This is a genomic window from Pseudomonas sp. Marseille-Q0931 (assembly GCF_940789645.1).
Classification (GTDB): domain Bacteria; phylum Pseudomonadota; class Gammaproteobacteria; order Pseudomonadales; family Pseudomonadaceae; genus Aquipseudomonas.
In genome coordinates, this window is record NZ_CALNWT010000001.1 from 1,149,718 (window position 1) to 1,171,723 (window position 22,006).

The window sequence follows — 22,006 nt, forward strand, 5'->3', positions numbered from 1 at the left end:
ACCATCCATTACTAGAGCCTTATCTCTGCGAGAACCAGCGCCTAACTACTTCCGTTGTAATCGCTATCCCGCGTTTTGATTGGGCAAGTTTGAATTGGCCTGATCGTATTCGGGGCTTGTCTGCCCTGCTTCTGGCGCTACCTCGCCACTGACCACCCACAAGGCATATTGAGGAAAGAGCTTAACGATAGCTTCGATCTCCTCTGCCTTGATTTCGCGCTTTCTGGCGGTGTTCTTCAGGTTGTTCCAGGTGTAGCGACTGATACCAGTGCGCTCCTCTAGCTCAGGAAGTCGAATCCCTGAGCTTTTCAAAATAGTTATAACGCGCTCTTTAATCATAGCCACTTGATCTATAGGTGATATATCCAATATGGATCAACAATGGCATTATCCGTTTCGACACGATCCATTTTGGATAACGCAATGCTGAATAACTGGCATTGACACGAATAGTGACGGAACGAGCATGGAACTGGAAGAGCTGGAACCTTCGAAGCTGATAGGCCCGCAACAGGACGTGGAAACCGTCGAGTCCTGGGCCGACCGAAACGGCCTGACCTACGGCACCGCGCGTGCCTGGGCAATGAAAGGCGTTCTCCCCACCGTAAAGCTAGGCAAGCGCCGCATGGTCAATAGCGCCCTGCTCCGCACCTGGCTGCTGGAACAGGAGTGGACGGCATGAATCCTCACCTAGCGCAATCGGCACCGCTGATGCTCTGCCAGGACTGTCTGCAGGTTCGCCCGTACTGCGAGTCTGCTCATGGTGGCGAATGGCGCTGCGACTGCGGTGGCGACTTCTGCGGCTGCAACAGCTGCAACGACTTCGCCCACGGCCAGGGCGCCGACTTCGAAAAGCGCCAAGCGCTGGAGGCCGCCAATGAAAAGCCTAAGCCAGTACCTGCGCCAACCCCACGCCCAGGACTGCGACTGCTCTGTGTGCTGGCTAAACCGCAACTGGATACCGCCCAAGGCGCCTACCTACCCATACACACAATGCACCGACTGCCGCCCCGCGCGATGGTCCGTGGTCAATGGTCGGAACCACGTTACGCAGGCCTATACCTGCGCGAAACACAAGCCCGGGAACCGTCCGCTGAAGTACTGGAGCGTTGTCTACAACAGCGCTACCTCAGTGCCAACGGACGAGTTTCCGTTCTGAGGGTGAGCGCATGACCGTCCCTTTCCGTTTTGGCCGCTATCTGGTTGCCCTGCTCTGGCATTCAGCGCCTTGGGGCTTTATCGGTTTTGCTGTCGGCTGCGTGTTCGGCACGTTGCAAGCCGTTGAGCTGCTGGAGTCTGTGGACGACTCCTTCTATCAAGCAATGACCAAGGTCGTTCACCAGTGCGCCCCTAGCGACCCGGCCAACGCCGCCGATGCTGAACAGGTCAAGGGCCGCGCCCCCGGCTTGTCCGAACACGCTTCACCGTTCGGTCAAACGGAGGCACGGGCAGAGCGAACCCTTGAACGCCCACCACCCTGAATAGCCTCCGCTCGTGAGTGTGGGGCAGCTCCACCGCCCCGCGCTCCCGAGCCCTCGGCGGCAAGAGTGGGATGACAAGGGCAAAGCCCTTGGTGTTTACCAACTAACAGGCTGCACAAGCGGCAACTGAAACCCCGGCAAGTCGAGAGCCACCCTCGGGCAAAAACGAAAGTTTGCCCGTGCGGGATCGCTCGGCCTGCTGAAAGGCAAAACCGCGCAATAACGCGCAACTAAGCGAGGAAACACAAATGGCACGTTCGACTATGGAAGTTGCATTTCTCGGCACTCAGATGACCCAGGTGGATGACACCAAATACGCCAAGGTCTTCTACGGCGACGAACCGGACGGCAAGACCGAACACGGCCTGTCCATCATCGGCATGGCCATCGCTGAAGACGCCGCCGACGAAGTATTCGCAGCCGGCGCCCAGTTCGCCCCGCTGGAGCTGGTACGCATCACCTTCGACGTGGCACGCGGCGGCCAGAACAAGGGCAAAAACCTAGCCCTGCACATCGAAGCCGTGAACCCGAAAGGCCAGGCCGCCAAGCCTGCTGCCCCGCAAGGCACCCAACAACAGCCCAAGCCGACCGGCACCCAGCCGGACGCGGCCAAGGCCTGACGGGAGGGCGCCGCCGTGCTGATCGTTGATCGCGTGCTGTGCGACTGCTGCGGGCAGCCCATGGGCCAGCTCTACAACCAGTCCGCTCCCCAGCCCGACCTGCTGCCCGATCTGAACAAGGCGCCCGCCCTCGTGATCTGCCCCGACTGCCTGGACATGGCTGAGGTCATTCGTGACCCCAGCTTGGCCGAGTAAGGGGGCGCCATGAATTTCATTGTGTGCGACGGCGTATGGGAGAGCGCAGGCCAGACCCCGGTTTGTGTGGGCACCCTCTCCACCGTCGCGCTCAGTGAGATAAGCCCGACCGGGCTAACCGCCGAGGACCATGCACAGATACGTGAACACGCCCTGGTGCTGTTCGCCATCGTCTTCGGCGCTCTCGTGCTGAAAAAGGCACTCAACCTGTAGGAGACACACCCATGCAAAACCTGAAAGTCCTGCGCCGCTCGCTCGGTGCTACCGCCGCTGTTGGCCTGCTGGCCATGCAGCAAGCCCACGCCGCCCTCCCGACTGGCGTGACCACTGCCCTCACTGATGCTCAGGCCGATGGCGTCGAGGTCGCGGGCATCGTCCTCGGCGTAATCATCGCGATTGCCGCCTTCAAGTTCATCCGCCGCGCGCTGTAAGGCCGGCTGTTCCAAAACCAGCCCGGTAATTCGTTATCGGGCTTTTTCACATAAGGGCTTTTCATGGACGCCAACATGCTGACCACCATCATCATCGTCATGGCGTTCTGGGCTCTGTTCTTTGGGCGGGTTTGAGATGGTTCGTTCCTTTTTGTTTCTCGTTTTACTTTCTGCTTCCTCGCCTTCTTTTTCTGATGATTATTATTACTGGGTGATCCAGGGCAATTCTATTGATCGCTATCCTTCTGCTCTTTCTGCTTGTATTGCTGCCGTTGATAACGTTCTTACCGCTAACGGATACTGGCGTTACTCCGGCATGACCCAAAAGACTGAAGCTCTTTATACATGCCGTGGTGATCGTTATCAAAACGGTGCATCAACTCCTACTATTGTTAATTCTGCTCGCCTTGACGTTTTTCGTTCTGGGTCTTCATGCCAGCCCGGTCATACATATAATTCAGGGACTGGCGCATGCGAAGCGCCGCCATCCCAATGCGAATCAAAAAAAGACCAAAACACAACTTGGTCCATGCTGCGGCCCGACCTCAACGGCCTTGGCCCAATCGAATATGGCTGTGAAGCCGGTTGCCGTATCGCCCTCGGTACCTCGGAATGTGCCCCTGTTTCCGAAGGCGCTACCACTGGCGTCTGCTGGGGCGTAGGCAAGTTCACCGGCGCTGAGTGCCAGCCTGGCGACAACCCTACCGGTGGCACCCCACCGACCGATCCCACCGACCCAACGGACCCAACCGACCCGCCGCCAGATTGCGGCCCTGGCCACTCATGGTCCGGCACCACCTGCGTCCCTGATGAACCTGAAGAATGCGACCCAAGCACCGGCGAAGTCTGCCCGCCCGACGATGGTGACGGCGAAGACGGCGATGGTGAGGATGGCGACGGGGATGGGGACGGCGAAGGTGATGGCGAGGGAGACGGCGAAGGGGATGGCGAAGGGGATGGCGAATGCGATCCCGCGACCGATCCGAACCAATGCAAAGGCACGGACGGTGGCGACTGTGATCCGAAAACCGATCCCAACCAGTGCAAGGGCAACGATGACGGCGATTGCGACCCCAAAACCGACCCGAACAAATGCGTAAAGCCCAGCGTCGAGGGCGAAGCCTGCGACACCGAGCTGAAGTGCGAAGGCGACGTCATCCAGTGCGCCATCCTGCGCGCCAACAAAAACCAGATCTGCCAATGGAAGTACGACGAACAGGTCCGCAGCGATATCGCCTCCGAACTGGCCGGTGAGGACTACCAGCTGGAAGAGAAATCCATCGCCGTCAGCGGCCTGTTCACCGAAGCCGTGAACAAAGGCCGCTGGCTGCCTCAATCCTGCCCATCACCACAGAGCTTTTCCGTCATGGGTCGCAGCTACTCGTTTAGCTGGGAGCCCGCCTGCCGTTTCGCCGAAGCCATCGGCCCGCTGATTGTCGCCCTGGCTTCGATCTTCTTTGCAGTCTCCATCGGACGCGGAATCAAGGGGTCTTGATATGCCACTACTACCACTGCTTGCCACCTTCCTCGGCTCCATCGTCGCTGGCCTTGCCTTCAGGGTGCTGGCTTCCCTGGGCTTTGCCTACGTCGCCTATGTCGGTATCGGCCAACTGATTGACACTGTCGACAGCTATATCAAGGGCCTGTTCGGCTCCATCCCGCCACCGGTCGCAGCCATCCTCGGCATGGCCAAGATCGATGTGGCCATCAACATCATTATCGCCGCCGTCATCGCTCGCCTGATGCTGGCGGGGATGGACCGCATTACCGGCACCATCACCGGCCTTGCCCTGCTCAACAAGGCTGGCGGCTGATGTTCGTTCTGCGCACGGGTCTGCAGGGCAACGGCAAGACCTTAAACACCATCAAGGAAGTAGACGCCAAAGCCGCGAAAGAAGGCCGCCCGGTCTACTACCACAACATCCGCGGCTTCAACCCGAACGCCGAAGTGCTGGAAGCGGTCTGGCAAGAATTCGACGAACCGCAGAAATGGCACGAGCTGCCGCAGAACGCGATGATCGTCATCGATGAAGCGCAGACCTTCTTCCGCGTTCGCCCTGCCGGCTCTGCCGTCCCCGCCTACGCCAGCGCCCTGGAAACCATGCGCCATCGCGGCCATGAACTGCACTGCATCACCCAAAACCCCGGCCTGCTCGACACCCACTTCCGCAAGCTCTGCAACTCGCACATTCACTACGTGCGAGGCCATAAAGGCAAGGTCATCAAGCGCTGGGAATTCGAGCGCGTGAACATGGACGTTGAGAAGAAAAACGACTTCACCGACGGCCAGGCCACACGGGTGCTACTCGATAAGAAGTACTTCGGCGTGTACCAGTCCGTGGCCGAAGGCTCTGAGCATCACATGAAGTTCAAGCCGCCCCGGGCGCTGTTCGTCTTTATCGCCTGCATCATCGGTATCGCCTACTTCGGCTATGGCATCTATGAACGGCGCATAGCCCCGCCCAAGCCCCAGGCCGAAGCCGTCGAACAGGCGGGCGCCACGTCACCGACCGGCGAACCCGTGGCGCAACAGCCGGCCCCCAACAATGCCGCGCCGCTGTCGCCTGAAGAGTACGTCGCACAGCGAGTGCCCCGCTTGCCCGATGTACCCAGCTCGGCGCCGATCTATGACGAAATCACCCGGCCCGTCACCTATCCGCGCCTGTCCTGCATGTACTCGACCGATCAGCAGATGGTGGCCAGGAATCACAAGCGCCTCGTCCTGGGCTATCGCGACGGCAAGGTGTATGGCTGTCGCTGCAACACCCAACAAGGCACTCGGGCGGTGGTGTCCTTTGAAGCCTGCATGGCCTACGTCGAAGAAGGCGCGTTCGATCCTGCAAAGCCTGATCGCCTGCCCGATCCCAACGGCCAGATTTCTCAGGCACAGCCAGAACAACAGCCTCCCCAAAACCCGCCTCCGCGCCCTGCTCCTTCTGCCAGCGCTAACACACCGGTAGGCGCTGCATGGCCGTCGCTGAGCGGCTATCAGGGTGCCCTGTGAGCGAACACCAACGGAACGCCATGCGCGGCGGCGTGGTTGCGTGCGAGGCACGAGCGCGCGTGTGCGCCGCCGCGCGGGCGCTGACGTCCCTGTAGCACGTCAGATAAACCAAGGTTAAACGTGTCGATTCGGCACTATTTGGAGCATTAGAAAATGGCAGTTAAAGACCAACTCCGCGTTGATCGTGAGTTCAATAAAAACCCAACCGGTAGGCTGTTTTTCGACAGCATGACCGCTCGGATAACTGACCTTTCCAACGTCCGAATCCTGGCCTGTAGCGTCGACACCGTCCGCCAGCTCTATCGCGGCCTGATCCGCCCGGAAATCATGAGCCTCTTCGACAAGCCCGGCACCATCGTTGACTTCGCGGGCCAGCGTTGGCACTCGGGTCGCGTCAGCAAGGATTCCGGGTACCAGTACAAGCTGCAGAATGCTGACCTAGGCATCATCCTGCTGGTGAAGAACTTCAACGCCAAAATCGAGAACATCGGCCCCCACCTGAAAATCGAAGTGTCACCCCATGCTATCGACCAGTTCTGCCCCGAGCGCCTGCAGGAACGCCTGGACTACTACGCCGGCCACGTGCTGACCAACATCGAGCGCAACCAATGCGCCGTTCACCTCGCCCTGGATCTGCAAGGCTGGCAACCGCCCGCCGATCTGGTCGCCCGTATGCACTGCCGCGCACGCGCTGCCCGCGATATTTCCGGCATCAAGGAAATCCAATGGACGCTGGAGTCTGCGACCTACGGCAAAGGTCAGTCCTACCTGTTCGGCTCAGCTGGTGGCGTCCAGCTCGGTATCTACAACAAGACCGAACAGGCCCGCGCCATCGACAAGCTCGACTACTGGGAAGGCGTGTGGAGACGTCGCGATAGCTTCGATGAAGGCGACCCGGACAACTACGACCCAGAGCAAGACGTCTGGCGCGTAGAGCTGCGTTACCACCACTCTGTGATCCAGCAATTCGCCTCGGGCTCGTTCGATCTGCAGACCAGCCAGATCATTGAAACCAACAGCTACGCCGCCTTTGCCCCGCACCTAGACGGCCTGTGGCGCTATGGCCTGCGCCAATTCAAGCTACTGGCTCGCCCTGGTTACTTCGAACCCATTTGGACCCTGATCCGCGAAGACGTTCGCGTGGATCTGCCGGTTGATTCCCTGGTGGACGAAACCGAGTACAAGCGCCAATACAAGACCTCGCGGGGCTTCTCCGGCAAGAACGTCGAGTTATTCCTGGGAAACTTCGTCAGCCTGCTGGCACGGGAGCGAGTGGGCGCTAGAAAGGCTTTCTATCGGCTCAAGGATTGGGAGTGCTGGCCGGTGATCCGCGACCACTACGCCGCTAAGGGCATGGACGAAGACGGGTTGTATAAGCACATCAAAGGCATCCTTGAGGAACGCCATGTTCGTTGGGGGCGTGCTGTCTGATGTTTGTTTGCCAAATACACAAACAAGACAAACACGCTGATGCTCACGCGCTTGGCCAGGGCCGTCACCATGGCAATTGAGCAACTGAGTGATGGTCGCTGGAAAGTCGACGTTGAACCCATCAAGGGCCGTCGCTTCCGCAAGACCTTCAAGACCAAGGGTGAAGCCCAGCGCTTTGAAGCGACCTGCAGGGCCAATTGCATCGACTCGCCAGCCTGGACGCCCAAGCCGAAAGATCGTCGCCGCCTGTCTGAACTCTGCACCCGGTACCATGAACTGCACGGCCATGCGTTGGCTGATGGTGCCGCGATCCTCCGCACTCTGCAGAATCTGGCTAAAGACCTGGGCGACCCCATCGCGGTCAAGCTAACCGGCAACGCCTTCTGCGAAACACGCAGCGAATTGCTCAAGGCCGGCATTCAAGGCAAGACCATGAACAACCGGCTCGGCTACCTGAAAGCCCTGTTCAACGAGCTGCACCGCCTGGGCGATATCGACTACCCGAACCCGCTGGTCAACGTCCGCCCGCTACGCCTGCAGGAACGCCCTATTTCCTTCCTCTCGACCTGCCAGATAGCCGAACTGCTCGAGGCCCTGGATGACCGCACCACCAGCCCAGGAATCGGCTTGATCGCTCGCGTCTGTCTGAGTACGGGTGCCAGGTGGGGAGAAGCCCAAGCGCTGACACCTGAGCGAGTGCGTAACGGCATGGTGACCTTTGCCAACACTAAGTCGAAGCGAACCCGGTCGATTCCTATCGATAGCGCACTGGAGAGGGCGCTACATGTCTACTTCAAGCGTCACGGCCTGTTCACCAACTGCATGCTGACCTTCAGCCGTGTGCTGGATAAGACCTCGATCAAGCTCCCGGCCGGCCAGGCCACGCACGTGCTACGGCACACCTTCGCCAGTCACTTCGTCATGCGGGGCGGGAACATCCTGACGCTGCAGAAAATCCTGGGGCATACGTCGCTGGCAATGACCATGCGCTATGCGCACCTGTCACCGGACCATCTGCAGGATGCTTTGACCTTGAATCCGCTTTTCGACACTTCTTCGACACCTGCCGAAAGCTGAAAAGCAAAAAGCCCCGAAAACTTCTCAGTTCTCAGGGCTTTAGGTATTGCGAAAGTGGCGGTGAAGAAGAGATTCGAACTCTTGATACGGTTTCCCGTATACACACTTTCCAGGCGTGCTCCTTCAACCACTCGGACACTTCACCGGATCTCGACGTTTTGGCCTGTAGCCCGTCGAGGTGCGCTAATGTAGTCGAATGTTTTCCGAATGGCAAATTTTTTTAAAGGATTCATGCGCTTAAGAGCGCAGCGGGTTTTCCTCTGGGCCTTCGGCAGGCGTTTCGTCGAAACGCAGGTGGCCGAACAGCAGGAAACCCAGGGACATGAACAGCCCCGCACCGAACAGAAGCAGCACACCGGCGGGGCTGCGAAGGTAGAGCATTTCGCTGAGCGTGACCGAGCCCAGCAGTAGGCCGATCACTGCGAGGGTATAAAGGATGGAATTCAGGATGTTCATGGACAGCTCCTTCGCTTCGCCGCCACCTTAATAGCCAGGCTTCGCTGCCCGCCAATTGCCATCCGGCATCGCCACGATAGGCAAAACCGCTGACCCGCCAGTCAGTCACGGCGCTTTACCGGAGCGATTGGGCTGAGTACCTTCTGCCGACATTCAGCCTGCGGCTCCAACAAGGAAAACTGCCATGAGCGACCTGATCAGCTATCAACTCGAAGACGGCATCGCCACCCTCACCCTGAGCAATGGCAAGGTCAACGCCATCTCGCCTGACGTGATCGCTGCCTTCAATGCTGCGCTCGACCGCGCCGAGCAGGATCGCGCCATCGTCATCATCACCGGTCAGCAAGGCATTCTTTCCGGCGGCTACGACCTGAAAGTAATGACCTCCGGCCCGCAGAACGCGATCAACCTGGTCGCTGCAGGTTCCACCCTGGCGCGGCGCATGCTTGCCCACCCCTTCCCGATCATCGTCGCCTGCCCTGGCCATGCCGTGGCCAAGGGTGCCTTCATCCTGCTGTCGAGCGATTACCGCATCGGCGTCGAAGGCCCGTTCAGCATCGGCCTGAACGAAGTGCAGATCGGCATGACCATGCACCATGTCGGTATCGAGCTGGCCCGTGATCGCCTGCGCAAGTCGGCCTTCCACCGCTCTGTGATCAATGGCGAGATGTTCGACCCGGCTGGCGCCGTGGATGCCGGCTTCCTGGACAAGGTGGTGCCGGCCGAGCAACTGCTGGCCACCGCACAGGCTGCGGCGCAGCAGATGAAGAAGATCAACATGACGGCGCACAAGAACACCAAGTTGAAGGTGCGCAAGGCGCTACTGGAAACCCTCGATGCGGCCATCGAGACGGACAAGCAGCACCTGATGTAAGCACGCGACACATCGCGCCTAGAAAAAAGCGCCGCTTCCGTTGAGGTCGCGGCGCTTTTTAGTTTTTGGCCTGTTGCTCTGAGGGCGAAGGTTGCTGCGTGTTCAGCCGGAGTAGTCAAGCGCCGTCCAGGCCCTGCTCATACCCTGGGCCAGCACGCAGCCAGGCTTGCTCAATTGCTCATTGAAGGCTGTCGGCAGCAGCGTGGTTTCGCCCTCGGCAGCGCCATGACGCTCGGTAAGCCATTGCAGCCTGCCGCAATTGGGCGTCTCGATCACATAGCTGGCGGCGATATTGGAGTGGTGGCTGGGCAGGTGGATCACGTCGAGCACCACGCCCGCCTCTTCAACCCGCTGACCATCGGAGACCAGCACGGCCCAGGCCTGCTCGCCCTCGATCACCAGATAGGCACCGTTGGCCTGTGGTCGCTCAATCTGCGGTTGCGCGCAGCCACTCAACAGGGCCAGTAGCACAATCGTCATCAGCATGTGTTGCATTGCCAATACCCCCTTGCAAGGCGCCCACATCTGCATGGTGGGCGGGTCGTTGTCGCCTGAATGAGGCCACTATTACCCAATACTGTTTATTTGTACAGTATTTTTCGATTACCCTATTCGCAGGCAAATGACCGAGCACATAGGAGCGCCATCATGCTGGACGTACTGCAGCTGAAACACCGAGTGAACCGCATGCCGCTGGAGCGCGTTCGCGAGATGGTCGACGAGTTGCTGCTCGAAGGCATCGTCACCGAGAGCCGCACGCCCTTTAATCGTCAGCACTTCAATACCTGCTTCGCCGAGATCGAGGCGTTGTTGCAGCGCGCTGGCTATCACCGGCAGCTGGATGTGGTCGGTTATCAGGGGCTGGCCTACGCGCTGTTCGATCCGGCCCGCTGGGAAGCCGTCGAGGTGCTGCGCTGGTTGCGCGATTACGTCGAAGAAGCCCATGTACAGCCGGCCTCCTGAGCCGGCAGGGCGAACCAAAAACGCTCAGTGACGCACGGCCATGCACGGCATTGGCTCAACGGCAGGCCCGCAACATGGCGCCTGCGCAAAGCCGTTAAGGCTCCAATCGATCTCATCAAATAGCTGCAAACCATTGATTTATAACCTACAGCCTCTTATCCGCAGTTCCGTTCGTGTATCGCCGAGTATCGCGAGCGAAAGCTGGCAAGCCCCTTGCTAATGCCCTGTCAACATCCTGCGTAGCACGCCAACGGCGGCGGGCCGGGGATCACGGACAACGGCGTCCGTCAGGTCACCTCCTCTTAACGAGGTGGCCTGGCGTACGCCGTTTTTGTTTATGCGCCTGACAAGGATTAGACCCATGACCGATCGTGATTCGACCAAGCCCTTCGGCACCAGCCGCCGCAACTTCCTCAAGCAATCCATCGCCCTGGCCGGCGCCGTAGGCGGTATCGCCGCACTCGGCCTGTCCGCCCCCGCATCGCTACGCAGTGCGGCCTGGGCTGCCGGCTCCGACGCACCGGAGAAATCCGCGCTGACGGTCGGCTTCATTCCCCTGACCGATTGCGCATCGGTGGTAGTGGCAGCCACCCAGGGTTTCGGTGAGAAGTATGGCCTGACCATCAAGCCGAGCAAGGAGGCCTCCTGGGCCGGCGTGCGCGACAAGCTGGGCACCGGCGAGCTGGATGCCGCCCACGTGCTCTACGGCATGATGTACGGCGCCCAGCTCGGCCTCGCCGGCCCGCAGAAGGACATGGCGGTGCTGATGGGACTGAACCAGAACGGCCAGGCCATCACCCTGTCCAAGCAGCTGCGCGAAGCCGGGGTAACCAACGGCGCGCAACTGGCCGAGCACGTGAAGAAAGGCGGTAATCCGCTGACCTTCGCCCAGACTTTCCCCACCGGCACCCATGCCATGTGGCTGTACTACTGGCTCGGCAGCCTGGGCATCAACCCGATGAGCGACGTGAAGACCATCGTCGTACCGCCGCCGCAGATGGTCGCCAACATGCGCGTCGGCAACATGGACGGCTTCTGTGTTGGCGAGCCCTGGGGCGCGCGGGCGATCTTCGACAAGATCGGCTTTACCGCCACCACCACCCAGCAGATCTGGCCGGACCACCCGGAGAAGGTGCTCGGCACCACCCGCGCCTTCGTCGAGCAGTACCCCAATGCGGCGCGCGCGCTGATCATGGCGATTCTTGATGCCAGCCGCTTCATCGAGGCCAGCGAGGAGAACCGCAAGAGCACCGCCAAGCTGATTTCCGGCAAGGCTTACGTCAACGCGCCGGTGCAGGTGATCGAGCCGCGCTTCCTCGCCCAGTACGAGGACGGCCTCGGTAATAGCTGGAAGGACGAGCACGCCATGGCCTTCTGCAAGGACGGCAGTGTCAACTTCCCCTATCACTCCGACGGCATGTGGTTCCTGACCCAGTTCAAGCGCTGGGGCCTGCTCAAGGACGCGCCGGACTACGCCGCCGTGGCCGCGCAGATCAACCAGACCGCGCTGTACGCCGAAGCTGCTGGCGCGCTCAAGCTGGCGGTGCCGAGCAGCCCGCTGCGCAGCAGCACGCTGATCGACGGTGTGGTCTGGGACGGCAGCAACCCGGCCGCCTACGCCGACTCCTTCGCCATCAAAGCTTGACCGGAGGTGATCATGAACGCGCCCCTGAAAACGCCCCTTCCCACAGTCAGCAAACCGCGCCTTTCGCCTGCCGCCCTGCTGCCGAGCGCAACGACCCTCGGTCACCTGGCCAAGGCCGGTATCGCCCCGCTGCTGGGCATCCTCGCCTTCATCGGCTTCTGGTCGCTGCTGGCGCAATACAGCGAAGGTCTGCCGGGGCCGCTGAGCACCTGGCAGGCTGCCCTGGTGCTGTTCGCCGACCCGTTCTACGACAACGGCCCCAACGACATGGGCATCGGCTGGAACATCCTCAATTCGCTCGGTCGAGTCGGCATCGGCTTCGGTCTCGCTGCGCTGGTTGGCATTCCCCTGGGTTTCGCCATCGGCCGCTTCGCCTTTCTCGCCGGCATGCTGGCGCCCATCATCAGCCTGCTGCGTCCGGTCTCGCCACTGGCCTGGTTGCCGATCGGCCTGCTGGTGTTCGAGGCAGCGGGGCCGGCGTCGATCTGGGTGATCTTCATCAGTTCGATCTGGCCGATCATTCTCAACACCGCGGCGGGCGTTGCCAGCGTGCCGCAGGATTACCTGAATGTGGCCCGCGTGCTCAAGCTGTCGGAGTTCAAGGTGCTGACGCGCATCCTCTTCCCCGCCGTGCTACCGCACCTGATGACCGGCATCCGCCTGGCCATCGGCGTGGCCTGGCTGGTGATCGTCGCCGCGGAGATGCTCACCGGCGGCATCGGCCTGGGCTTCTGGGTGTGGGATGAGTGGAACAACCTCAACGTCGAGCACATTCTCATCGCCATCATCATCGTCGGCCTGGTGGGCCTGGCGCTGGAGCAGACGCTGCTACTAATTGCCAGGCGCTTCGATTACGCAAGCTGATAAAGCCTTACAAGACATTACGCCAACTCGTTGTTTTAAATGAAGAGTAGCCTGGATGAAATCCGGGTCGCCATGACCCAAATCCTCCGGATTGCATCCGGGCTACGGCGAGAGAATGGGAGAATTTCGATGGAAAAATTCGTAGAGCTGACCCAGGTATCCAAGCATTTCGATACCAAAAAAGGCCGCTTCCAGGCCTTGGCCGACGTCAACCTGAGCATCGCCCGCGGCGAGTTCGTAGCGCTGATCGGCCATTCCGGTTGCGGCAAGTCGACCGTACTCAATCTGATCGCGGGCCTGCTTGAAGCCAACGAAGGGGGGTTGATCTGCAATGGCCGCGAGATCGACGGCCCCGGCCCGGAGCGCGCCGTGGTGTTCCAGAACCACAGTCTGCTGCCCTGGATGACCTGCTTCGGTAACGTCCATCTGGCGGTGGAACGGGTGTTCGGCGCGCAGGAAAGCAAGGCCCAACTCAAGGCCCGCACCGAGCAGGCGCTGAACATGGTCGGCCTCGGCCATGCCATGCACAAGCATCCCAGCGAGATCTCCGGCGGCATGAAACAGCGCGTCGGCATTGCCCGCGCCCTGGCCATGGAGCCGAAGGTGCTGCTGATGGACGAGCCGTTCGGTGCCCTCGATGCGCTCACCCGCGCGCATCTGCAGGACGAGCTGCTGCGCATCGTCGCGCAGACCCGCAGCACCGTGGTGATGGTCACCCATGACGTCGACGAGGCCGTGCTGCTGTCCGATCGCATCGTGATGATGACCAATGGCCCGGCGGCCACCGTCGGCGAAATCCTCGCCGTCGAACTGCCGCGCCCGCGCAACCGCCTGGCGCTGGCCAATGACCCGCAGTACCACAGCTATCGCACCGCCGTGCTGGAGTTCCTCTACCAGCGCCAGCAGCGCCCGGCCGCCTGAAGCTGTGGCAACCGCTCTGGCTGGAGGGCCGGAGCGGGAACCTCTGGGTCGATTCAGGGACGAACCTGTGCCTCCAACCGACGAGCAGAGAACGCCGTGCTAGACCTTACGACCTGGAACCTGTCGATCCCCACCGACCCCGCACCCACCACCATCAGCACCGAGCGCCTGAACAACGGCTACGAAAGCCGTTACTTCCGACGCAACGGCGACGGCAGCGTGACCTTTTGGGTCCCGGTAACCGGCTCGACCACCGCGGATGCGCGCTATCCGCGCAGCGAGCTACGCGAAACCCAGCGCGACGGCAGCCTGAGCAACTGGCAGCACGCCAGTTCGGACAACTACCTCAGTGCCGTACTGCAGGTGGAGCGGGTGCCCAGCCGCAATAAGGTGGTGATTGGCCAGATCCACAGCACCGACGTGCCGGGCAGCCAGAACGACCCGCTGGCCAAGCTGCAGTATCACTATCGCCGCGGCGTCGGCCGCGTCGAGTTGTTGCTGCGCGCCCGCCCCGGAGACAGCAAGGTGCAGAACATCCTGCTGGCCGAGAACGTGCAGCTTGGCGAGCGTTTCGGCTACGACCTGCGCGTGACGCCCAGCGGGCGCCTCGGGGTCAGCGTGGCCAGCAGCGACGGTGACGAGGGCGCGATCTACCGGCAGCTCAGCAGCCGCTGGAACACCCAGTACCTGTACTTCAAGGCGGGCGCCTATATCCAGGACAATTCCGGGCCGGACAACGAAGGCGGCCGGGTGACCTTCCATCATCTCAACAGCCTGCACCGCTAGGGCACGCAGCAGCATACAATCGCCGTTTTTCTCGACAACGGTTCGACCATGGCGCGCCTGACCCTCGATTTTCCCGAAGACCAGTACTGCTACAGCACCCACCTCACCGTGCGTGTCACCGACATCAACGGCGCCAACCATCTGGGCAACGACTCGATGATCTCGATGATTTCCGAGGCGCGCGCACGTTTTCTCTTCGAATTCGGCATCCGTGAAACCGATGGCAGCGGCACCGGCATCATCGTCACCGATCTGGCCACCACCTACCGGGCCGAGGCGCATGCCCGTGACCAGTTGCTGTTCGAAGTCGGCGTGATGGATTTCAACAAGTATGGCGGCGATATCACCTTCCGCATCACCCGCCCAACCGACGGCACACTGGTGGCCATGGCCAAGTCCGGCTTCGTGTTCTTCGACTATCGCCAGTCGAAGGTGGTGCCGATGCCGGACGCCTTCAGCGGCAAATTCCCAAAGGTCAATCGGCTCGACTGACTGCCGCTGGCGTACCCGCCGAAGACGCGCACTACAGCCCGGCCTGGTGGTTCTGACCAAAACTTGCACAATTATTGCTGCCGGCTCCGTGACACATCGCTATTCATCTGCTACGCCTAGCTCATAAACAGAAAAAGGGGGATCGAGGATGACCGACACCTACCGCCGCGCCCGTCAGGCCGGACTGCTGAGCAACCTGCTGGCAATCGCCCTGCTGACCCTGCCGCTACCAACCCACGCCACCAGCGCTGCCCAATCTTCCACAATCGAATCGCAGGTCGCATTCAGCACGCTGCGCAGCTGAGCCAAACGCTCGCCCCGTTGGGGTGCAGCCAATGTGAAACCGCCTCGTTTTGCGGCATCCCTGCGTCGGCTGAATTTGCACAACGCCCGATCTTAAAGCCTTTGATCGATTGGCCCGGCCCTTGCTTGGTCCCTGGTACCAGGTAGCCAACGGCGGCCACCTCCCTCACGACAAAGACGTCGCCTCACCTCGCCTTCATGGCCTGTGGTGAAGCGGCGTTTTTTTTCGTGTTCGCCCCAGCGTTCGGGGCCGCTGCAGGTATCGCGAGCCGAGCCAGCAGCGCGATCGTTCAAACCTGTTGTGGCTTTGGCCGCTGGGCTCTGCATTACCCGTGCACGGCCTCCCCGACAGGTGCGGCAGTCGTGTCCACGACCAAGGTCTGCTGCGCCATGTCGGCTTCTTCTCGCTGATGAGGTGATCGATGAATACAAGTTTCTGGAAAGCCGGCCACGCCCCCACCCTGTTCGCCGCCTTTCTCTATTTCGACCTGAGCTTCATGGTCTGGTACCTGCTCGGCCCGCTGGCAGTGCAGATCGCCACCGACCTTGACCTCAACGCCCAACAACGCGGCCTGATGGTGGCCACACCGATTCTCGCCGGTGCCGTGCTGCGCCTGTTGATGGGTTTTCTCGCTGATCGCCTGTCGCCGAAAACCGCAGGCCTGCTCGGCCAGGTGGTGGTGATCGTCGCGCTGTTCTGCGCCTGGCAGATCGGTATCGGCAGCTACGAGCAGGCGCTGCTGCTCGGCCTGTTCCTCGGTTTCGCCGGCGCCGCCTTTGCCGTAGCCCTGCCGCTGGCCTCGCAGTGGTACCCGCCACAGCACCAGGGCAAGGCCATGGGCATCGCCGGTGCGGGCAACTCCGGCACCGTACTGGCAGCACTGTTCGCGCCCGGGCTGGCCGCGCTTTCAGGCTGGCAGAACGTGTTCGGCTGGGCGTTGATCCCGCTGCTGGCGACCCTGGTGATCTTTGCACTGGTGGCCAAGAACGCACCGGAGCGGCCCAAGGCAAAAGCTTTCGGCGACTACCTCAAGGCCCTCGGCGACCGCGACAGCTGGTGGTTCATGTTCTTCTACAGCGTCACCTTCGGTGGCTTCATCGGCCTGGCCAGCGCACTGCCTGGCTACTTCAGCGACCAGTACGGACTCAACCCGGTCACCGCCGGCTACTACACCGCCGCCTGCGTGTTCGCCGGCAGCCTGCTGCGCCCGCTCGGCGGCGCCCTGGCCGACCGCATCGGCGGCATCCGCTCGCTGCTCATGATGTATACCATCGCCTCGCTGTGCATCGCCGTGGTGGGCTTCAACCTGCCCAGTTCGACCGCCGCCCTGGCGTTGTTCGTCGCCGCCATGCTTGGCCTGGGCGCCGGCAATGGCGCGGTGTTCCAGCTGGTGCCGCAGCGTTTTCGCAAGGAAATCGGTGTGATGACCGGGCTGATCGGCATGGCCGGCGGCATTGGCGGCTTCTTCCTCGCCGCGGGCCTGGGCACGATCAAGCAGCATACCGGCGATTACCAGCTCGGCCTGTGGCTGTTCGCCAGCCTCGGCGTACTGGCCTGGGTCGGCCTGCATGGGGTCAAGCAACGCTGGCGCACCACCTGGGGCAGCGCCGCGGTGACCATCGCGCGGGTGTGAGCGAATGACCCTGCAACTGAGCATCGGCGAAGCCAGCGACACCGGCCCGCGCAGCGAGAACCAGGACGCGCTGCGCGTGGTCACCCCGGCGCCGGCCTTGGCCGCCAGCAAGGGCTACCTGCTGGGCCTGGCCGATGGCGTCAGCCAGTGCGCCGATGGCGGCCTGGCGGCGCGCGCCACCCTACAGGCGCTGGCTTTGGACTACTACTCCACGCCTGAGACCTGGCCGGTACAGCACAGCCTGGACCGCCTGCTGATCGCGCAGAACCGCTGGCTGCAAGCCAATGGCGGCGGCCAACCGCTGCTGACCACCCTCACCGCCCTGGTGCTGCGCGGCCGCCGCTACACCCTGGCGCATATCGGCGACAGCCGCGCCTACCTGTGGCGTGACGAACGCCTGCTGCGCCTGACCGAGGACCACGTCTGGGAACAGCCGGGCATGCAGCATGTGCTCAAGCGCGCCATGGGCCTGGATCAGCACCTGGTGGTGGACTACCGCGACGGCGAGCTGCAGGCCGGCGACCGCTTCCTGCTGGTCAGCGACGGGGTCTGGGCCTGCCTCAGCGACAAGCGCATCGGTGAACTGCTGCGAGGCGAAGATATCGAGGCAGTCTGCCAGGCGCTGGTCGCCGAGGCTCACCGCGCCGGCAGCCAGGACAACGCCAGCGCCCTGCTGGTGCACGTCGAGCAGCTTCCCGACGCCGCGCTGGCCGACACCCTGGCCCAGCTCGATCACTGGCCACTACCGCCGCGCCTGCGCGACGGCCAGGCATTCGAGGGCTGGCAGGTCGAAAGCCTGCTCGGCGAATCGCGCCAGTCGCTGATCTACCGCGTGCGCGACGCGCACAATCAGCCCTGGCTGCTCAAGACACTACCAGCCAGCCGTGCCGGCGAGGAGCAGGCCGGCCCGGCGCTGCTGCAGGAGGAATGGTTCCTACGCCGCGTCGCCGGGCGCCATTTCCCCGAACTGCACGCCCTGCCGCAGCGCCAGCACCTGTATTACGTGCAGCGTGAATATGCCGGCCAGACTCTGGCCGCGCGCCTACGACAGACCGGTCCGCTGAGTCTGGCCGACTGGCAGGACCTGGCGCCACGGCTGATCAAGGCCCTCGGCCTGCTGCACCGACGCAATATCATCCACCGCGACATCAAGCCGGAGAACCTGCTGCTCGGCGACGACGGCGAGCTGCGCGTGCTCGATTTCGGCCTCGCCTACTGTCCAGGTCTGACCCGCGACGAGGCACACAGCCTGCCTGGTACGCCCAGCTACATCGCCCCGGAGGCCTTCGCCGGCAACCCGCCCAGTGCGCAGCAGGATCTCTATGCCGCTGGTGTAACCCTTTATCACCTGCTGACCGGGCATTATCCATATGGCGAGATCGAGGCCTTCCAGCACCCGCGCTTCGGTCAGCCGCTACCCGCCAGCCGTTACCGCCCGGATCTGCCGGCCTGGCTCGATGAAATATTGAACCGCGCGGTCGCCGCCAGCCCGGCGCAGCGCTTCGAAACCGCCGAAGAGTGGCTGCTGGCCCTGGAAAGCGCTGAGCGTCAGTTGCTGAACAGCCGCCCGCGACCACTGCTCGAGCGCGAGCCGCTGCTGGTCTGGCGAACGGTGGCGCTGGTATCGCTGCTGCTCAATCTGCTGCTGGCGGTGCTGCTGCTCAAATGACTCGGCTCGCACCAAAGCAGCGCAAAAAAAGCCTCGCAACGGTGCACGCGCTAACTCACGCGACCCCGCAACGTCGCTGCAACGCCTGAAAAACCGTATTCCGCAGAGTTGGCACAAGGACTGCATTGCTTCTGACACAACATAAAGTGCGGCCTTCAACGAAGAAGGCTGCACCTCCCGACAGAACGGGACCTGGACAAAGGCGTCCTCGCTAGGTGACTAGCGGGACGCCTTTTTTGTTTTCTGGCCTGCCATTTATGGCAGCCACTTTTTCCGTGATCAACGATTCAGGAGATGGCCGGCATGCAAAAACTCAAGCTGGTGATGATCGGCAACGGCATGGCGGGTGTACGCACCCTCGAAGAGCTGCTCAAGCTCGCCCCCGATCTCTACGACATCACCGTGTTCGGCGCCGAGCCGCACCCCAACTACAACCGCATCCTGCTTTCGCCGGTGCTGGCCGGCGAGCAGACCTTCGAGGAGATCGTGCTCAACGATCTGAACTGGTACGCGGAAAACCACATCAAGCTGCTGCTCGGGCGCAAGGTGGTCAGGATCGACCGCAAGAAGCGCCTGGTCATCGCCGATGATGGCAGCGAGGCCGAATACGACCGCCTGCTGATCGCCACCGGCTCCAACCCCTTCATCCTGCCGATTCCGGGCAAGGATCTGGCTGGCGTGATCGGCTATCGCGACATCGCCGACACCCAGATGATGATGGACACCGCCAAGACCCATAAGCACGCGGTGGTCATCGGCGGCGGCCTGCTCGGCTTGGAGGCGGCCAACGGCCTCAAGCTGCGCGGCATGGACGTCACCGTGGTGCACATCGGCGACTGGCTGCTGGAGCGCCAGCTGGACCGCACCGCCGGCGAGCTGCTGCAAAAATCACTGGAAGACCGCGGCCTGAACTTCCTTCTGCCCAAGCACACCGCCGAATTGCTGGACAACGGCGAAGGCCGCGTCTGCGCGGTGAAGTTCAAGGACGGTGAGGTGATTCCTGCCGACCTGGTAGTGATGGCCGCCGGTATCCGCCCCAACAGCGATCTGGCCGAACAGGCCGGCATCGCCTGCAACCGCGGCATCCTGGTCAACGACACCATGCAGACCTATGATCCGCGCGTCTACGCCATCGGCGAGTGCGCCAGCCACCGCGGCATCGCCTACGGCCTGGTGGCGCCGCTGTTCGAACAGGCCAAGGTCTGTGCCAACCACCTGGCCCTGCTCGGCTACTCCCGCTATCAGGGCTCCGTGACCTCGACCAAGCTCAAGGTCACCGGCATCGACCTGTTCTCCGCTGGTGAATTCATGGGCGGCGAAGGCACTGAAACCATTACCCTCTCCGACCCCATCGGCGGCGTGTACAAGAAGCTGGTGATCAAGGACGACGTGCTGGTCGGCGCCTGTCTGTACGGCGACACCGCCGACGGCGGCTGGTATTTCCGCCAGATCCGCGAGAGCCAGAACGTCAGCGAGATTCGCGATCACCTGATGTTCGGCGAAGGCGCGATCGGGGACGTCGGCCACCAGGGCGCGGACAAGACCGCCAATATGCCCGACAGCATGGAAATCTGCGGCTGCAACGGCGTGTGCAAGGGCACCATCGTCAAGGCGATCCAGGAGAACGGCCTGTTCTCGGTCGACGAGGTGAAGAAGCACACCAAGGCCGCCAGCTCTTGCGGTTCCTGCGCCGGCCTGGTCGAGCAGATTCTGATCAGCACCGTCGGCGGTGCCGCCGACGTCAAGCCCAAGAGCGAAAAGGCTATCTGCGGCTGCAGCGACCTCAACCACGGACAAATCCGCAAGGCGATCCGAGAGCAGCACCTGACGTCCATGGCGCAAACCATGGAATACCTGAACTGGGGCACGCCCAATGGCTGCGCTACCTGCCGCCCCGCGCTCAACTACTACCTGATCTCAACCTGGCCGGGCGAAGCCAAGGACGACCCGCAGTCGCGCCTGATCAACGAACGCGCCCACGCCAATATTCAGAAGGACGGGACGTATTCCGTTGTTCCGCGTATGTGGGGCGGCGTGACCAATCCGTCGGAGCTGCGCCGCATCGCCGACGTCGCCGACAAGTACAACGTGCCGATGGTCAAGGTCACCGGCGGCCAGCGTATCGACCTGCTGGGGATCAGGAAGGAAGACCTGCCAGCAGTGTGGAAGGAGCTGGACATGCCGTCCGGCCACGCCTACGGCAAGTCCATCCGCACGGTGAAGACTTGCGTCGGCAGCGAGTTCTGCCGCTTCGGCACGCAGAACTCGACCCAGCTGGGCATCGACCTGGAGCACGACCTGTTCAACATGTGGTCGCCGCACAAGGTCAAGCTGGCGGTCTCCGGCTGCCCGCGCAACTGCGCCGAGGCCGGCATCAAGGACGTCGGCATCATCGGCGTGGACTCGGGCTTCGAGCTGTACATCGGCGGCAATGGCGGGATCAAGACGGAGGTGGCCGAGTTCTTCGTCAAGGTCAAGACCGCCGAAGAGGTGCGCGAATACAACGCCGCCTTCCTCCAGCTGTACCGCGAGGAAGCCTTCTACCTCGAACGCACCGTGCATTACATGCAGCGCGTCGGCATGGAGCACATCAAGAAGGCGGTGCTGGAAGACGAAGCCAACCGCAAGGCCCTGGCCGCGCGCCTGCACTATGCCCTGTCGTTCGAGCAGGACCCGTGGAAGGAACGCCTGGAGACGCCGCAGCTGAAAAAAGAGTTCGACACCATCAAGGTCGTGCAAATCGAGGAGGCCACCGTATGAACTGGCTGGATATCTGCGCTCTGGACGAAATCAACGTCCTCGGCTCGCGCATCGTCAGTGGCCCCAAGGGCGACATTGCTATTTTCCGCACTACCGGGGATGAGGTCTTCGCCCTCGACGACCGCTGCCCGCACAAGGGCGGCCCGCTGTCCCAAGGGCTGATCTATGGCAAGCGCGTAGCCTGCCCGCTGCACAACTGGCAGATCGAGCTGGAATCCGGCGAAGCCGTGGCGCCGGATGTAGGCTGCGCGCACCGGCACCACGCCCGCGTGGAAAACGGCCGTGTGCTGCTGGCCCTGAATACCGCCGCGAAATGTGCGTAAGCCGTAGGGTGGAAAACCGCGAAGCGTTTTCCACCGGTAACCCCACGCATTGGTGGACAAGCACAGCGTTGTCCACC

The 22,006-nt window shown here is 62.0% G+C and carries 27 protein-coding genes and 1 tRNA gene; 24 read left to right on the top strand and 4 right to left on the bottom strand.

Going from position 1 to position 22,006, the window contains the following annotated elements; all coding sequences use genetic code 11:
• Nucleotides 1–63 precede the first annotated feature (63 nt).
• On the bottom strand, nucleotides 64–339 hold the full coding sequence (locus tag P3C50_RS05550; protein ID WP_071557459.1) for a helix-turn-helix domain-containing protein: 276 nt from the start codon (nucleotides 337–339) through the stop codon (nucleotides 64–66).
• A gap of 127 nt (nucleotides 340–466) precedes the next feature.
• Between P3C50_RS05550 and P3C50_RS05555 the strand changes: the two genes are divergently transcribed.
• The 12 genes from P3C50_RS05555 to P3C50_RS05610 all read left to right on the top strand — a co-directional run bounded on the left by P3C50_RS05555 (nucleotide 467) and on the right by P3C50_RS05610 (nucleotide 8,239).
• Entirely contained in the window at nucleotides 467–682 is a 216-nt protein-coding gene (locus tag P3C50_RS05555) for a hypothetical protein (RefSeq protein WP_013715705.1), read from the top strand.
• 195 nt (nucleotides 683–877) lie between these two features.
• A complete protein-coding gene (locus P3C50_RS05560; protein WP_275545185.1) occupies nucleotides 878–1,159 on the top strand; it encodes a lysogeny maintenance protein PflM in 282 nt (93 codons plus the stop codon).
• A 10-nt stretch (nucleotides 1,160–1,169) separates the two neighbouring features.
• Complete coding sequence (locus P3C50_RS05565) at nucleotides 1,170–1,481, top strand: hypothetical protein (protein ID WP_275545186.1); 312 nt, start codon at nucleotides 1,170–1,172, stop codon at nucleotides 1,479–1,481.
• 248 nt (nucleotides 1,482–1,729) lie between these two features.
• Nucleotides 1,730–2,101 (top strand): hypothetical protein, encoded by a 372-nt coding sequence (locus P3C50_RS05570; RefSeq protein ID WP_275545187.1) that lies wholly within the window; start codon nucleotides 1,730–1,732, stop codon nucleotides 2,099–2,101.
• A 15-nt stretch (nucleotides 2,102–2,116) separates the two neighbouring features.
• The gene (locus P3C50_RS05575) at nucleotides 2,117–2,296 is read left to right on the top strand and encodes a hypothetical protein (RefSeq protein ID WP_275545188.1); all 180 of its coding nucleotides are present in this window, start codon (nucleotides 2,117–2,119) and stop codon (nucleotides 2,294–2,296) included.
• Nucleotides 2,297–2,305: 9 nt separating this feature from the next.
• Nucleotides 2,306–2,509, top strand: coding sequence for a hypothetical protein (locus P3C50_RS05580; protein ID WP_012018527.1), 204 nt, complete (start codon nucleotides 2,306–2,308; stop codon nucleotides 2,507–2,509).
• Nucleotides 2,510–2,520: 11 nt separating this feature from the next.
• The gene (locus tag P3C50_RS05585) at nucleotides 2,521–2,727 is read left to right on the top strand and encodes a major capsid protein (protein ID WP_275545189.1); all 207 of its coding nucleotides are present in this window, start codon (nucleotides 2,521–2,523) and stop codon (nucleotides 2,725–2,727) included.
• Nucleotides 2,728–2,863: 136 nt separating this feature from the next.
• Nucleotides 2,864–4,222 (top strand): virulence factor TspB C-terminal domain-related protein, encoded by a 1,359-nt coding sequence (locus tag P3C50_RS05590; protein WP_275545190.1) that lies wholly within the window; start codon nucleotides 2,864–2,866, stop codon nucleotides 4,220–4,222.
• Between the two features lies 1 nt (nucleotide 4,223).
• Nucleotides 4,224–4,541 (top strand): DUF2523 domain-containing protein, encoded by a 318-nt coding sequence (locus tag P3C50_RS05595; RefSeq protein WP_275545191.1) that lies wholly within the window; start codon nucleotides 4,224–4,226, stop codon nucleotides 4,539–4,541.
• A complete protein-coding gene (locus P3C50_RS05600; RefSeq protein WP_275545192.1) occupies nucleotides 4,541–5,731 on the top strand; it encodes a zonular occludens toxin domain-containing protein in 1,191 nt (396 codons plus the stop codon). Before P3C50_RS05595 ends, P3C50_RS05600 begins: the two co-directional genes overlap by 1 nt.
• Nucleotides 5,732–5,884: 153 nt before the next feature.
• On the top strand, nucleotides 5,885–7,162 hold the full coding sequence (locus P3C50_RS05605) for a hypothetical protein (RefSeq protein WP_275545193.1): 1,278 nt from the start codon (nucleotides 5,885–5,887) through the stop codon (nucleotides 7,160–7,162).
• A gap of 69 nt (nucleotides 7,163–7,231) precedes the next feature.
• The gene (locus P3C50_RS05610; RefSeq protein WP_275545346.1) at nucleotides 7,232–8,239 is read left to right on the top strand and encodes a tyrosine-type recombinase/integrase; all 1,008 of its coding nucleotides are present in this window, start codon (nucleotides 7,232–7,234) and stop codon (nucleotides 8,237–8,239) included.
• Nucleotides 8,240–8,294: 55 nt separating this feature from the next.
• Here P3C50_RS05610 and P3C50_RS05615 read toward each other — a convergent pair.
• Nucleotides 8,295–8,384 (bottom strand) — tRNA-Ser (locus P3C50_RS05615).
• Nucleotides 8,385–8,476: 92 nt separating this feature from the next.
• Complete coding sequence (locus P3C50_RS05620; RefSeq protein ID WP_275545194.1) at nucleotides 8,477–8,695, bottom strand: hypothetical protein; 219 nt, start codon at nucleotides 8,693–8,695, stop codon at nucleotides 8,477–8,479.
• 184 nt (nucleotides 8,696–8,879) lie between these two features.
• Between P3C50_RS05620 and P3C50_RS05625 the strand changes: the two genes are divergently transcribed.
• A complete protein-coding gene (locus P3C50_RS05625; RefSeq protein WP_275545195.1) occupies nucleotides 8,880–9,569 on the top strand; it encodes a crotonase/enoyl-CoA hydratase family protein in 690 nt (229 codons plus the stop codon).
• Nucleotides 9,570–9,671: 102 nt separating this feature from the next.
• Here the strand turns inward: P3C50_RS05625 and P3C50_RS05630 are convergent, their stop codons facing one another.
• A complete protein-coding gene (locus P3C50_RS05630; protein ID WP_343252177.1) occupies nucleotides 9,672–10,064 on the bottom strand; it encodes a hypothetical protein in 393 nt (130 codons plus the stop codon).
• A gap of 153 nt (nucleotides 10,065–10,217) precedes the next feature.
• On the opposite strand from P3C50_RS05630, the gene P3C50_RS05635 reads away from it, so the two are divergent.
• From P3C50_RS05635 to nirD, 11 genes are all read left to right on the top strand, one after another.
• Nucleotides 10,218–10,532, top strand: coding sequence for a transcriptional regulator (locus P3C50_RS05635; RefSeq protein WP_197855793.1), 315 nt, complete (start codon nucleotides 10,218–10,220; stop codon nucleotides 10,530–10,532).
• A gap of 361 nt (nucleotides 10,533–10,893) precedes the next feature.
• Nucleotides 10,894–12,177 (top strand): CmpA/NrtA family ABC transporter substrate-binding protein, encoded by a 1,284-nt coding sequence (locus P3C50_RS05640; protein WP_275545197.1) that lies wholly within the window; start codon nucleotides 10,894–10,896, stop codon nucleotides 12,175–12,177.
• Between the two features lie 12 nt (nucleotides 12,178–12,189).
• On the top strand, nucleotides 12,190–13,041 hold the full coding sequence (gene ntrB, locus P3C50_RS05645; RefSeq protein WP_275545198.1) for a nitrate ABC transporter permease: 852 nt from the start codon (nucleotides 12,190–12,192) through the stop codon (nucleotides 13,039–13,041).
• A 129-nt stretch (nucleotides 13,042–13,170) separates the two neighbouring features.
• Nucleotides 13,171–13,962 carry an ABC transporter ATP-binding protein gene (locus P3C50_RS05650; RefSeq protein WP_275545199.1) on the top strand — a complete coding sequence of 264 codons (792 nt, stop codon included), beginning with the start codon at nucleotides 13,171–13,173 and terminating at the stop codon, nucleotides 13,960–13,962.
• A gap of 96 nt (nucleotides 13,963–14,058) precedes the next feature.
• On the top strand, nucleotides 14,059–14,748 hold the full coding sequence (locus P3C50_RS05655; protein WP_275545200.1) for a polysaccharide lyase family 7 protein: 690 nt from the start codon (nucleotides 14,059–14,061) through the stop codon (nucleotides 14,746–14,748).
• A gap of 48 nt (nucleotides 14,749–14,796) precedes the next feature.
• Nucleotides 14,797–15,240, top strand: coding sequence for a thioesterase family protein (locus tag P3C50_RS05660; protein ID WP_275545201.1), 444 nt, complete (start codon nucleotides 14,797–14,799; stop codon nucleotides 15,238–15,240).
• A gap of 148 nt (nucleotides 15,241–15,388) precedes the next feature.
• A complete protein-coding gene (locus P3C50_RS05665) occupies nucleotides 15,389–15,544 on the top strand; it encodes a hypothetical protein (RefSeq protein WP_275545202.1) in 156 nt (51 codons plus the stop codon).
• 421 nt (nucleotides 15,545–15,965) lie between these two features.
• Nucleotides 15,966–17,177, top strand: coding sequence for a nitrate/nitrite transporter (locus P3C50_RS05670; RefSeq protein WP_275545203.1), 1,212 nt, complete (start codon nucleotides 15,966–15,968; stop codon nucleotides 17,175–17,177).
• 4 nt (nucleotides 17,178–17,181) lie between these two features.
• A complete protein-coding gene (locus P3C50_RS05675) occupies nucleotides 17,182–18,846 on the top strand; it encodes a bifunctional protein-serine/threonine kinase/phosphatase (RefSeq protein ID WP_275545204.1) in 1,665 nt (554 codons plus the stop codon).
• 303 nt (nucleotides 18,847–19,149) lie between these two features.
• A complete protein-coding gene (gene nirB, locus P3C50_RS05680; RefSeq protein WP_275545205.1) occupies nucleotides 19,150–21,606 on the top strand; it encodes a nitrite reductase large subunit NirB in 2,457 nt (818 codons plus the stop codon).
• Nucleotides 21,603–21,929, top strand: coding sequence for a nitrite reductase small subunit NirD (gene nirD, locus P3C50_RS05685; RefSeq protein WP_197855802.1), 327 nt, complete (start codon nucleotides 21,603–21,605; stop codon nucleotides 21,927–21,929). Before nirB ends, nirD begins: the two co-directional genes overlap by 4 nt.
• The last annotated feature ends 77 nt before the right edge of the window (nucleotides 21,930–22,006 follow it).

What these genes read in the sequence shown, in the direction of transcription:
- P3C50_RS05550 (WP_071557459.1), bottom strand. Translation starts at nt 339, where the DNA reads ATGATTAAAGAGCGCGTTATAACTATTTTGAAAAGCTCAGGGATTCGA.
- P3C50_RS05555 (WP_013715705.1), top strand. Translation starts at nt 467, where the DNA reads ATGGAACTGGAAGAGCTGGAACCTTCGAAGCTGATAGGCCCGCAACAG.
- P3C50_RS05560 (WP_275545185.1), top strand. Translation starts at nt 878, where the DNA reads ATGAAAAGCCTAAGCCAGTACCTGCGCCAACCCCACGCCCAGGACTGC.
- P3C50_RS05565 (WP_275545186.1), top strand. Translation starts at nt 1,170, where the DNA reads ATGACCGTCCCTTTCCGTTTTGGCCGCTATCTGGTTGCCCTGCTCTGG.
- P3C50_RS05570 (WP_275545187.1), top strand. Translation starts at nt 1,730, where the DNA reads ATGGCACGTTCGACTATGGAAGTTGCATTTCTCGGCACTCAGATGACC.
- P3C50_RS05580 (WP_012018527.1), top strand. Translation starts at nt 2,306, where the DNA reads ATGAATTTCATTGTGTGCGACGGCGTATGGGAGAGCGCAGGCCAGACC.
- P3C50_RS05585 (WP_275545189.1), top strand. Translation starts at nt 2,521, where the DNA reads ATGCAAAACCTGAAAGTCCTGCGCCGCTCGCTCGGTGCTACCGCCGCT.
- P3C50_RS05590 (WP_275545190.1), top strand. Translation starts at nt 2,864, where the DNA reads ATGGTTCGTTCCTTTTTGTTTCTCGTTTTACTTTCTGCTTCCTCGCCT.
- P3C50_RS05595 (WP_275545191.1), top strand. Translation starts at nt 4,224, where the DNA reads ATGCCACTACTACCACTGCTTGCCACCTTCCTCGGCTCCATCGTCGCT.
- P3C50_RS05600 (WP_275545192.1), top strand. Translation starts at nt 4,541, where the DNA reads ATGTTCGTTCTGCGCACGGGTCTGCAGGGCAACGGCAAGACCTTAAAC.
- P3C50_RS05605 (WP_275545193.1), top strand. Translation starts at nt 5,885, where the DNA reads ATGGCAGTTAAAGACCAACTCCGCGTTGATCGTGAGTTCAATAAAAAC.
- P3C50_RS05610 (WP_275545346.1), top strand. Translation starts at nt 7,232, where the DNA reads ATGGCAATTGAGCAACTGAGTGATGGTCGCTGGAAAGTCGACGTTGAA.
- P3C50_RS05620 (WP_275545194.1), bottom strand. Translation starts at nt 8,695, where the DNA reads ATGAACATCCTGAATTCCATCCTTTATACCCTCGCAGTGATCGGCCTA.
- P3C50_RS05625 (WP_275545195.1), top strand. Translation starts at nt 8,880, where the DNA reads ATGAGCGACCTGATCAGCTATCAACTCGAAGACGGCATCGCCACCCTC.
- P3C50_RS05630 (WP_343252177.1), bottom strand. Translation starts at nt 10,064, where the DNA reads ATGCAACACATGCTGATGACGATTGTGCTACTGGCCCTGTTGAGTGGC.
- P3C50_RS05635 (WP_197855793.1), top strand. Translation starts at nt 10,218, where the DNA reads ATGCTGGACGTACTGCAGCTGAAACACCGAGTGAACCGCATGCCGCTG.
- P3C50_RS05640 (WP_275545197.1), top strand. Translation starts at nt 10,894, where the DNA reads ATGACCGATCGTGATTCGACCAAGCCCTTCGGCACCAGCCGCCGCAAC.
- ntrB (WP_275545198.1), top strand. Translation starts at nt 12,190, where the DNA reads ATGAACGCGCCCCTGAAAACGCCCCTTCCCACAGTCAGCAAACCGCGC.
- P3C50_RS05650 (WP_275545199.1), top strand. Translation starts at nt 13,171, where the DNA reads ATGGAAAAATTCGTAGAGCTGACCCAGGTATCCAAGCATTTCGATACC.
- P3C50_RS05660 (WP_275545201.1), top strand. Translation starts at nt 14,797, where the DNA reads ATGGCGCGCCTGACCCTCGATTTTCCCGAAGACCAGTACTGCTACAGC.
- P3C50_RS05665 (WP_275545202.1), top strand. Translation starts at nt 15,389, where the DNA reads ATGACCGACACCTACCGCCGCGCCCGTCAGGCCGGACTGCTGAGCAAC.
- P3C50_RS05670 (WP_275545203.1), top strand. Translation starts at nt 15,966, where the DNA reads ATGAATACAAGTTTCTGGAAAGCCGGCCACGCCCCCACCCTGTTCGCC.
- P3C50_RS05675 (WP_275545204.1), top strand. Translation starts at nt 17,182, where the DNA reads ATGACCCTGCAACTGAGCATCGGCGAAGCCAGCGACACCGGCCCGCGC.
- nirB (WP_275545205.1), top strand. Translation starts at nt 19,150, where the DNA reads ATGCAAAAACTCAAGCTGGTGATGATCGGCAACGGCATGGCGGGTGTA.
- nirD (WP_197855802.1), top strand. Translation starts at nt 21,603, where the DNA reads ATGAACTGGCTGGATATCTGCGCTCTGGACGAAATCAACGTCCTCGGC.